The sequence below is a fragment of the uncultured Anaerococcus sp. genome, from assembly GCF_963510575.1.
Taxonomy (GTDB): domain Bacteria; phylum Bacillota; class Clostridia; order Tissierellales; family Peptoniphilaceae; genus Anaerococcus.
This window is the reverse complement of the sequence record NZ_CAUPFR010000055.1, coordinates 1-10,795: the sequence shown is the minus strand read 5'-3', so window position 1 is coordinate 10,795 and position 10,795 is coordinate 1. Positions and strand designations below refer to the sequence as shown.

Genomic DNA, 10,795 nt, shown 5'->3' with positions numbered 1-10,795 from the left:
GTTATAACAAGATCTCTTGACATTTTGGCAGAAGATATAGCGAATACTATAGATGCTAGAAATATTATCAGACGTGATGGTTTGCTAAGGGCATCTTTGATTACAAGTCTAAAGGCAGAAGAGGATAGCCAATACGAATCCTATCACGATTTTTCTAAAAAACTTAAAGACCTTAAGTCTTTCCAGATCCTTGCTATAAATAGGGCTGAGAAGGAAGATATCCTTGCAGTTAAAATCGAATTTTCTGATGCTTATAACAAGAGTTTAATCTATAAGCTAGTAAGCGAGGGTAAAAGTTTTAATCCCTACCAAAAAGACTTAGTAGACCTAACTATAGATGACGCTTACAAGAGACTCATGGTTCCATCAATTACAACAGAGCTTCGCAATAAACTCACAGAAGAAGCTAGTGATGAGTCAATAAGAGTTTTTGGCAACAACTTAAAGCCGTATTTATTACAAAGGCCTATAAAAGGTCAGGTGGTTATGGGACTCGACCCCGGTTTTAGGACAGGTTGTAAGGTGGCAGTTGTTGATAAAAATGGAAAATATTTGGATCAAGCCGTTATTTATCCAGTAGAACCCCACAAAAAAGAAAAAGAAGCCATCGCAACTTTAAAAGCTTTGATAAAAAAACATGGTGTAAGCCTAATTGCCCTTGGCAATGCAACAGCTTCCAGGGAAACAGAACTTGTTGTTGATAAACTAATCAAAGAAGTAGAGGGAGTTTCCTATGCTATTGTAAATGAGGCTGGAGCTAGCGTTTATTCTGCATCAAGCTTGGGCGAAGAAGAATTTCCAGACCTTGATGTTACAATAAGAGGCGCAATATCTATGGCAAGGCGTCTCCAAGACCCTATGGCTGAACTTGTAAAAATCGAGCCGAAACACATAGGAGTAGGCCAATACCAACACGACTTGGATGGAAAAAAACTTGATGAAGAGCTTTCTAAAGTTGTAGAAGATGCTGTAAATGAAGTTGGGGTTGCAATAAACAATGCTTCCTATAAGCTTTTATCCTATGTTTCAGGTCTTAACCAAAACCTTGCAAAAAGAATTGAGGAAGATTTCAAAGATGGCAAGTTAGTATATAGGAAAGACTTGTTAGATGTTAAGGGTCTAGGCAAGAAAACTTACGAACTTGCAGCGGGTTTCTTAAGATTTCCGTCATCACCCGAAATTTTGGACAATACAGCAGTCCATCCAGAATCATATAAAATTGCAAAGAAAATTCAAGGTTTGGACTTAGACAAGATAGATATAGAAAAAGTCGCCGAAGAACTCGAAGTAGGAATTCCTACCCTAAAGGATATTATTTCTGAGCTTAAAAAGCCTGGTCGTGACCCGAGGGAGGATAATCCAGAAGTCTTAACCAAAAAAGAGATAATGGGAATTGACGACCTAAAAGTAGGTATGGTTCTTAAGGGCAAGGTCAGAAATATAACTGATTTCGGTGCCCTTGTTGATATTGGAGTTGGAACTGACGGCCTAGTCCACGTTTCAGAAATTTCCGATAAGTTTGTAAAAAATCCACACGATGAATTAACAAATTCACAGGTGGTAAGTGTTAGAATTATAGAAATAGATAAGAAAAAAGAAAGAATTGGTCTTTCAATGAGGAGTGTAAATTAATGAGATTATCGAACTATTATATGCCAACATTAAGAGAAGATCCTGTTGATGCAGAAACAGCCAGCCACAAATTACTAGTAAGGGGTGCTTTTATTAGACAACAAGCATCAGGAATTTATTCCTTCCTACCTCTTGGCAAAAAAGTTTTAAACAAGATTGAGGCAATTGTTAGAGACGCTATGGATAGCTACGGAGCAATTGAAGTTGCAACTTCAATCCTTCAGCCAAGACAAATCTGGGATGAATCAGGCAGATGGGAAACTTTTGGTCCAGAAATGTTTAAATTAAAAGATAGACATGATAGGGAATATGCCCTAGGACCAACAGCCGAAGAATCTTTTGTAGATTTAATAAAAAATGAATTAAATTCTTACAAACAGTTACCCCTAAATCTTTATCAAATAGTAGATAAGTTTAGGGACGAAAAAAGACCAAGATTTGGTATAAACAGGTCTAGAGACTTTTTGATGAAGGATGCCTACACCTTTGATGAAAACCAACAAGGCCTAGAAAAAGCCTATATGAATATGTGGGAAGCCTATGAATATGCCTTTGACAAGATGAAACTTGACTATAAAATTGTTGAAGGTGACACAGGTGCTATGGGTGGTCGTAAATCCCATGAATTCATAGCTCTTTCTGAAAGCGGAGAAGGTGTAATTCTTTATACAGAAAACAGTTCTTCTGCCTACACAGATGAAAAGGCAAGACCAATTATAAAACCATTAGAAGAAGAATTAAAAGAAATTGAACTTGTTGAAACTACAGACAAAAAGACCATAGAAGATGTATCTTCTTTCCTAAATACTGAAGCAAAAAGATGCGCAAAGGCAATTGATCTTATAGTTCAAGGAGAGCCTGTGTTTGTATTTGTGCCAGGCGATAGGGAATTAAATATGGCTAAGCTTATAGCTTATCTAAAGGTACCAGAACATGAAATAGAAATGGCAGATGATGCTACTATAGAAAAGCATACCAAAGCACCAGCTGGTTATACCGGTCCAATCGGTATAGAAGATGCTAGGGTAATAGTTGACGAGTCTTTGACAAGAATAAATAACCTAGTTGTAGGAGCAAATAAACCTGGCTACCATTATATCAATGCAAATTATGGTAGGGACTTTGAAGGAGAAATCGCTGAAGATTTGATAATGGCTAAAGAAGGAGATGAGGCCTTTGATGGTTCAGGAACTTTTAAATCTGCAAGAGGTATTGAAGTGGGAAATATTTTCCAACTTGGAACTAAATATTCAAAAGCTTTAGAGGCAACTTTCTTAGACCAAAATGGTATATCTAAATATTTTGAAATGGGATCTTATGGTATTGGTATCTCTAGGTCAATTTCTGCAATTGTAGAGCAATACCATGACGATAGGGGTATTATTTGGCCAACAAGTGTAGCTCCATTTGAAGTTATAATCACCCTAATTAAACCAAATGATGAAGACCAAGTAAACTTAGCTGAGAAAATCTACAAAGACCTAAAGGCAAAGAAAATTGATGTCCTACTTGATGATAGGAAAGAACGTCCAGGTGTCAAATTTAACGATAGGGACCTAATTGGTATTCCATACAGGATTACAGTAGGAAAGGATGCCAAAGATTCTATAGTTGAGTATTCAACTAGGAAAGAAATGGAAAATAAAAATATTGACGCTGAGGAAGCTATAAAACTTGTTTGTGAAAATATCTATAAAGATTTGGAAGATTAATCTAAGATAGGTATGATATAATATATAGAAATAAAAAGGGCTCTGCCCGGAGGAGATAATATGTTAGTTAATGCAAAAGAAATGTTAGACCTAGCTTACGAAAAAGGCTACGCAATTGGACACTTTAATACAAATAACCTAGAATGGACAAAGGCAATCTTACTTGCTGCAGAAGCAAAAAAGACTGCTGTAATTATTTCATCTAGTGAAGGTGCAGCAAAATACATGGGTGGTTTCAAAACTGTTGCCAACCTTGTAAAAAATTTACATGATGCACTAGGAATCACTGTTCCAGTTGCTATCCACTTAGACCATGGTACTTATGAAGGTGCAAAAGCTTGTATAGAAGCAGGTTATACATCTGTAATGTTTGATGGTTCTCACTTCCCAATCGAAGAAAACCTTGAAAAAACAAGAGAAATCGTAAGACTTGCTCACGAAAAAGGTATCTCTGTAGAAGGAGAAGTTGGTGGTATCGGTGGAGAAGAAGACGGTGTAGCATCTGCTGGTGAACTTGCAAATGTAGAAGAATGTGTTAACCTTGCAGCTTGTGGTATTGACTTCCTAGCAGCAGGTATTGGTAATATCCACGGTGTATATCCAGCTGACTGGCAAGGCTTAAACTTTGATAGACTAAAAGAAATTTCTGAAGCAGTTAAAATGCCACTAGTACTTCATGGTGGTACAGGTATTCCTGATGATCAAATCAAGAAAGCAATCAGCCTAGGTGTTTCTAAGATTAACGTAAACACAGAATGTCAAATCGCCTTTGCTAAGGCAACAAGAGCATACATTGAAGAAGGAAAAGACCAAAAAGGTAAGGGATTTGACCCAAGAAAACTTCTCCTACCAGGAACCAATGCAGTTCAAGCTTTAGTTGAAGAAAAAATCGACATGTTCGGAAGCGAAAATAGCGCTAAATAATAAAGATTTAATTTTAGGGGCTCAAGGGCCCCTTTATTGTATAAAAATATGGATAATTTAAAAGATAAAAAATTAGTTGACCTGAGAGAAATTGCCAAAGACCTAGGTATAGAATCGGTTAGTAAATATAGGAAAGATGAATTAATAAAACTCATAGAAGAAGAAGAAAAAAATAAGGATGAAGAAAATAAAGAAGCTAGGGAAAATGACCTTGGTGCAAAATTTGATTGTGATGGTATTTTAGAAATTTTGCCTGATGGATTTGGCTTTTTGAGAACCCAACTTTATGAATCTGGAGACGATGACATTTATGTTCCTCCTAAGCAAATAAAAATGTTTAGGCTAAAAACAGGCGATTTTATAGAAGGTATTGCCAGAGAAAAACACGATAAGGATAAATTTTCTCCTCTTATTTTTGTATCCACAGTAAATGGGATAAAACCTGCTGATGCCTTTAATAGGGATTTGTTTGAAGATTTGACACCTATTTATCCAAATGAGAGGATAAGCGTAGAAACAGAAGCAAATAACATTTCTGGTAGGATTATTGATGTAATTAGCCCCATAGGTAGAGGACAAAGAGGATTAATAGTTTCTCAACCAAAGGCAGGTAAGACTACACTTATAAAAAACATAGAGAGATCTCTTGAAAAAAATTACGACGACTTAAAAATAATTGTTCTCCTTATAGACGAAAGACCAGAAGAAGTTACAGATTTTATTAGGTTTGTAAATGAATATAGGGATCCGGAAAATATTTTGATGCGTACTGAGGTAGCTGCATCAACCTTTGATATGCCACCTCAAAATCACATAGATATAGCTGAAATGGTGCTTGAAAGAGCCAAGAGATTTGTCGAAGAGAAAAAAGACGTGGTTATACTTTTGGATTCGCTAACAAGACTCGCTAGGGCCTACAATATTATGACTCCTCAATCAGGCAGGACCCTTTCAGGTGGTCTTGATCCTCTAGCTCTTGTTGGACCTAAACAATTTTTTGGAGCTGCGAGGAATATCGAAAATGGTGGGTCACTTACAATTCTTGCTACAGCTTTGGTTGATACTGGTTCAAGGATGGATGATATGATATTTGAAGAATTTAAGGGTACAGGAAATATGGAAATACACCTTGATAGACGTCTTTCAAATAGGAGGATATTCCCTGCTATAAATATCGAAAAATCATCCACTAGACGTGATGACCTCCTTCTTAGCAAAGAAGAAATGGAAGCTGTATTTAAACTTAGAAAATCAGATTTAAACAATACTGAATCTATAGTCGAACTTATAGATTGGATGAAGAGGACAAAGTCAAACAAACAATTCGTAGAACTTATAAATTCATCACTTAAATAACTTGAATTTATTATTACAGCTGGTATAATTTATATTGCTTATTGAAATGAAAATAGAGGTGAATTATGAAAAAAGAATTACATCCAGAATATCACCAAGCTAAAGTAACTTGCATGTCATGTGGCAACGAGTTTACTGTAGGTTCAACAGAAGAAGAAATCAAAGTAGAAGTTTGCAATAATTGTCACCCATTCTACTCTGGTAAACAAAGAACTGCTGAACGTGGTGGTAAGGTAGAAAGATTTAACAAGAAATACGGTAGAAAATAATAGTATGAAAGATAATAAGGTAAGGCAACTTACCTTATTTTTGTGTAAAATAATGAAAATATCAGACTTTTTAAAAATAGATTACGATACAAGTCTTATCGCCCTTACCTATATTTTAGGCAAAAGTAAGTCTTATGTATTAATGAATCAAAATTTAGACTTAAATAGCGAGCAAAATCAGCGATTAAATGATATAATAAATAAGAGAAAGGACTCTTATCCTCTTCAATATGCCATAGGAGAGTGGGAGTTTTATAATATAAAGTTAAAGGTTGATGAAAGAGCCTTGATACCAAGATTTGAAACAGAAATTATTGTAGATTATTTAATAAAATCTCCAATTACCAAGGAAAAAATTCTAGATATTGGTACAGGAACAGGTGCAATTGCCTTAGCCCTTGCAAAAAATATTAAGAATACCCTTGTTATTGGCTCTGACATTGAAGATAAGGCCCTAAGTCTTGCTTGCGAGAATAAAGTTTTAACAGGAATAAAAAATGTGGATTTTATAAAATCTGATTTATTTGCTGATATAAGCGGGACTTATGATTTAATTGTTTCAAATCCACCTTATATAGATAAAAAAGATTATGAATCACTTGATAAAGAACTTTACTATGAACCAAAATCAGCCCTTTATGGGGGTGAGGATGGTTTAGACTTTTATAGGAAAATTATTAGCGAAGCTAGTAAGTATTTAAACAATCAAGGACACTTGGTGTTTGAGATTGGCTATAATCAAAAAGAGATTTTGAATAATTTACTTAGTAAGCAAGGCTTTGTAAATATACAAAATATAAAAGATTTTAATGATTTTGATAGGTTTATTATTGCACAGAAAGGATAAATTATGTTTGAAAATTTAGAGCATGTTAGAGATAATTACAAGCAACTAGAGGCAAAACTTGCTGATCCTGCCGTTTTATCTGATATGGACCAGTTTAGGAAGGTTTCTAAGGAATATAATTCCTTAAAGCCTGTAGTTGAGAAATATGAAGAAATAAAAAATGCTGAAGATACCATATCAGAAAACCAAGAGCTCATAAATGAAGCAGATGATCAAGAGATGATTCAAATGCTAAAAGAAGAGATTGAGGAAAATAAGGATAAACTAGAAGTTTTAAAGGATGAGATGCAAATCCTTCTTATTCCAAAAGATCCTAACGATGAGAAGGACGTAATTGTTGAAATCAGACCAGGTGCCGGTGGTGATGAAGCGGGCCTTTTTGCTGGCGACCTTTATAGAATGTATAACATGTATGCTGATAAGGCTGGTTTTAAAACAGAAGAAATCGAGGTAAATACCCAAGGTGTTGGTGGTATAAAGGATGCTACCTTTGTTGTTAGAGGCGAGGGAGCTTATTCTAAATTAAAGTATGAATCAGGTGTGCACAGGGTTCAAAGGGTGCCAGAAACAGAATCTGGTGGTAGAATCCATACTTCAACTGCAACTGTAGCTGTTCTTCCAGAAGTAGATGAAGTTGAACTCCACATAGATCCAAATGACATTAGGACTGATGTTTATAGGTCTTCAGGTAATGGTGGTCAGTCAGTAAATACAACAGACTCTGCTGTTAGACTTACCCACATCCCAACAGGCCTTGTTGTAGCTATCCAAGACGAAAAAAGCCAGATCAAAAATAAGGAAAAGGCCATGAGAGTCCTAAGAGCAAGGCTTTACGAACTTGAAGAGCAAAAGAGAAACAAGGAAATTGCAGACAACAGAAAGAGCCAGGTAGGTACAGGTGATAGGTCTGAAAGAATCAGAACTTACAACTTCCCACAAGGAAGAATTACCGACCATAGAATTAACAAGACAATCTACCAATTAGATGATTTTCTAAATGGAGATATAGAAGATATGATTAACTCCCTAATTGCCGAAGACCAGACAAGAAAGCTTGAAAAAGTAGGCGAGGACGAATAATTGTTTAATTTTTTAGCTGAAAAATTTGTTAAAGATTACAAAAATATAGACAATCCCAATGTTAGGCTAAATTTAATTAGCCTTTCATCTACAATGGGTATATGCATGAATATTCTCCTATTTTTATCAAAAATATTTTTGGGAATATATACTAGGTCTACAGCAATTTTAAATGACGCCTTCAATAACTTATCAGATTCAGTTGTGTCAATTATGTCCTTGGTTGGGTCTAGTTTTTCAAAAAAACCAGCCGACAAAGAACATCCATTCGGTCATGGTAGAGTTGAATATGTAATGGCACTTTTGGTATCTATAGTGATAATGTATGTAGGAATGAACCTATTTATTAATTCTGCAAAAAGTTTTAATGACCCAAATCCTAATGGACTTAGCCTTTTGTCTTTTGTTATACTTTTTTCTGGCATTTTGATTAAGGTTTATATCTATCTTTTAAATTCTAAACTCTACCATGATTTAGAATCAGATTTAAATCTAGGAGTCTTACTTGATGCAAGAAATGATATTATTTCTACAACTGCAATCATTTTGGGCGTATTTTTACAAAATTATGTTTCATTCAATTTGGATGCAGCCATGGGTGTTGTAGTAGCATTTTTTGTAACAAAACCAGGTATAGAATTATTTAACGAAACTGTTGGCTATCTTTTAGGTGAAAGAATAGATGAAGAGGTCGAAGAAAAAATTTCTGAAATTCTCTTAAGTGGAGATTATATAAGGGGATTCCACCATCTAGATATCCATCAATATGGAAAGGGACATATAGCTGGGTCTTGTCATGTGGAAGTTCCTGGTAATATTACAGTGGCAGAACTTCATAAAGAAATTGATTCTATAGAAAAAAAGATAAGAAAAAATACAGGGGTGATTCTTACTCTTCACTCCGACCCAACCTACAATATCCAAGATAAAGAAGGTTAAATGAAAACTGAAATTTTAAAAATTAATAGAGACAATATTAATATAGATTTTATAAAAAAAGCAGCGAGTTTTATAAAAAATGGAGACCTTGTTGCTTTTCCAACAGAAACCGTTTACGGACTCGGAGCTGATGGCTTGAATGATGAAGCCTGTCGCAAAATTTTTAAGGCAAAGGGCAGGCCATCTGATAATCCTCTCATCTTACATATTTCCCATATATCTATGTTAGATAATCTAGTAGAGGAGATTACAGATAAACATAGGAAATTATTTGACCTTTGGCCAGGTCCTATGACTTTGATTTTCAAAAAATCTGATTTGATTCCAGATGCAGTAACAGCTGGAGGAGATACAGTAGCGATAAGATTTCCTTCAGATAAGGTAGCCTTGGCTTTAATTTCACAAGCTAATACACCGATAGCAGCACCATCTGCTAATATTTCTGGGAGACCTTCGCCAACTAAGGCAAGCGATGTTTACCAGGACATGGATGGTATTATTCCAGTAATAATAGATGGTGGCGAATCAAATATAGGGATTGAATCAACTGTTATTGACTTATCAGGAGATGAACCAACAATCCTAAGACCAGGTTTTTATACTTATGAATTTCTAAAGGAAATCCTTGATGATATGAAACTTGATGATAGCCTTGTTGATTCTACAAAGATTCCTAAATCACCTGGGCAAAAATATAAACATTATGCACCTAAGGCAAAACTTAGGGTCTTCATTGGAGAAAATGTGCCAGCTTATATACTAAAGCTTGCTGATAAATATAAAGAAGAGGGCAAGAAAGTTGGTATCCTAGTTTTTGATGAAGATAAAGATAAATTTGCCTCATACCCATATTTATCTCTAGGATCAAGAAATGACTTATCGACTATGAGTCATGTTTTATTTTCATCTTTGAGAGAAATGGACAGGCTTGGCGTGGATATAATTCTTGCAGAAGGTGTAAGGGAAAATCATTTGGGTAAGAGTATAATGAATAGGATGAAAAAAGCAGCAGCAAACGATGTAAATTATTTATAATAGGAGAAGATATGAAAAACGTAACAGTATTAGACCATCCAGTAATAAAACATAAAATTTCTATCCTTAGAGATAAGAATACAGGAGCAAATGAATTTAGGTCCTTGGTTACAGAAATAGCCATGATTCTTGCCTATGAGGCAACAAAAGACCTTGAGCTTGAAGAATATGAAGTTGAAACACCAGTTGCTAAGACTACTGGTTATAGACTTACAGGAAAGAAAATTGGTATAGTTCCAATTCTAAGAGCGGGTCTTGGTATGGTAGATGGTGTGCTTGAAGTATTGCCAGCAGCCAAAATTGGTCATATTGGTATGTATAGAAATGAAGAAACCCTCCAACCAGTAGAATATTATTGCAAGCTCCCTAGCGATGTTGAAAACAGAGATATCCTAGTTGTTGACCCTATGCTTGCTACAGGTGGATCTGCGTGTGATGCTATAGATAGGCTAAAAGAGTATGGATGTAAATCAATAAAATTATTGTCAATTATAGCAGCTCCTGAAGCTTTTAAACTTCTCGAAGAAAAACACCCAGATGTTAAAGTTTACATTTCTCAATTAGATGAAAAGCTAAATGAAAATGGTTATATTGTTCCAGGACTGGGAGATGCTGGAGATAGGTTATTTGGAACTAAGTAAGGAATAGAAATGGCGAAAAAAGAAATTTTAATTATTAAATCTAATGGACCTCTCAAGGGCGAGGTTAATATATCTGGTGCAAAAAATTCTGCACTTCCTATACTTGCTGCTTGTGTATTAGGTACTGAAGAAATAATATTAGATGGGGTTCCTGAGCTCAAGGACGTTGAAATAATGGTTGAGGTATTGAAGCATTTGGGTAGCCAAGTAAAATATCTTGATAAAAACACCCTAAGTATCAATTCTTCGGCTATTAATACTAGCGAAACACCTTATGAACTTATGGATAAAATGAGGGCGTCCTTTGTTGTTATGGGACCACTTTTATCAAGGTTTCACTCAGCCTATACCAAGGCTCCG

Annotated in this window: 10 protein-coding genes and 1 pseudogene; all 11 read left to right on the top strand. The window is 35.2% G+C overall.

Annotated features, from left to right (window positions below):
* The coding region (locus tag RQ907_RS05375) for a S1 RNA-binding domain-containing protein (protein WP_311492356.1) at positions 1–1,632 on the top strand (1,632 nt) is incomplete at its 5' end.
* Positions 1,632–3,344, top strand: a complete 1,713-nt coding sequence (locus RQ907_RS05370) for a proline--tRNA ligase (RefSeq protein WP_311492355.1) — start codon at positions 1,632–1,634, stop codon at positions 3,342–3,344. The genes RQ907_RS05375 and RQ907_RS05370, both read left to right, overlap by 1 nt.
* A 60-nt stretch (positions 3,345–3,404) precedes the next feature.
* A complete protein-coding gene (gene fba, locus RQ907_RS05365) occupies positions 3,405–4,268 on the top strand; it encodes a class II fructose-1,6-bisphosphate aldolase (RefSeq protein WP_311492354.1) in 864 nt (287 codons plus the stop codon).
* Positions 4,269–4,316: 48 nt separating this feature from the next.
* Positions 4,317–5,624, top strand: coding sequence for a transcription termination factor Rho (rho, locus tag RQ907_RS05360; protein ID WP_311492353.1), 1,308 nt, complete (start codon positions 4,317–4,319; stop codon positions 5,622–5,624).
* Positions 5,625–5,689: 65 nt separating this feature from the next.
* Entirely contained in the window at positions 5,690–5,893 is a 204-nt protein-coding gene (gene rpmE, locus RQ907_RS05355; RefSeq protein ID WP_311492352.1) for a 50S ribosomal protein L31, read from the top strand.
* A gap of 52 nt (positions 5,894–5,945) precedes the next feature.
* A complete protein-coding gene (gene prmC / locus RQ907_RS05350; protein ID WP_399522362.1) occupies positions 5,946–6,740 on the top strand; it encodes a peptide chain release factor N(5)-glutamine methyltransferase in 795 nt (264 codons plus the stop codon).
* Between the two features lie 3 nt (positions 6,741–6,743).
* Entirely contained in the window at positions 6,744–7,820 is a 1,077-nt protein-coding gene (gene prfA / locus RQ907_RS05345) for a peptide chain release factor 1 (protein ID WP_311492350.1), read from the top strand.
* A complete protein-coding gene (locus RQ907_RS05340; RefSeq protein WP_311492349.1) occupies positions 7,821–8,759 on the top strand; it encodes a cation diffusion facilitator family transporter in 939 nt (312 codons plus the stop codon).
* On the top strand, positions 8,760–9,794 hold the full coding sequence (locus RQ907_RS05335; RefSeq protein ID WP_311492348.1) for an L-threonylcarbamoyladenylate synthase: 1,035 nt from the start codon (positions 8,760–8,762) through the stop codon (positions 9,792–9,794).
* An 11-nt stretch (positions 9,795–9,805) separates the two neighbouring features.
* Entirely contained in the window at positions 9,806–10,435 is a 630-nt protein-coding gene (gene upp, locus RQ907_RS05330; protein WP_311492347.1) for a uracil phosphoribosyltransferase, read from the top strand.
* 9 nt (positions 10,436–10,444) lie between these two features.
* Positions 10,445–10,795, top strand: a pseudogene (locus RQ907_RS05325) (UDP-N-acetylglucosamine 1-carboxyvinyltransferase); the annotation flags it as partial.

What these genes read in the sequence shown, in the direction of transcription:
- rpmE (WP_311492352.1), top strand. Translation starts at nt 5,690, where the DNA reads ATGAAAAAAGAATTACATCCAGAATATCACCAAGCTAAAGTAACTTGC.
- prmC (WP_399522362.1), top strand. Translation starts at nt 5,946, where the DNA reads ATGAAAATATCAGACTTTTTAAAAATAGATTACGATACAAGTCTTATC.
- prfA (WP_311492350.1), top strand. Translation starts at nt 6,744, where the DNA reads ATGTTTGAAAATTTAGAGCATGTTAGAGATAATTACAAGCAACTAGAG.
- rho (WP_311492353.1), top strand. Translation starts at nt 4,317, where the DNA reads ATGGATAATTTAAAAGATAAAAAATTAGTTGACCTGAGAGAAATTGCC.
- upp (WP_311492347.1), top strand. Translation starts at nt 9,806, where the DNA reads ATGAAAAACGTAACAGTATTAGACCATCCAGTAATAAAACATAAAATT.
- RQ907_RS05335 (WP_311492348.1), top strand. Translation starts at nt 8,760, where the DNA reads ATGAAAACTGAAATTTTAAAAATTAATAGAGACAATATTAATATAGAT.
- fba (WP_311492354.1), top strand. Translation starts at nt 3,405, where the DNA reads ATGTTAGTTAATGCAAAAGAAATGTTAGACCTAGCTTACGAAAAAGGC.
- RQ907_RS05370 (WP_311492355.1), top strand. Translation starts at nt 1,632, where the DNA reads ATGAGATTATCGAACTATTATATGCCAACATTAAGAGAAGATCCTGTT.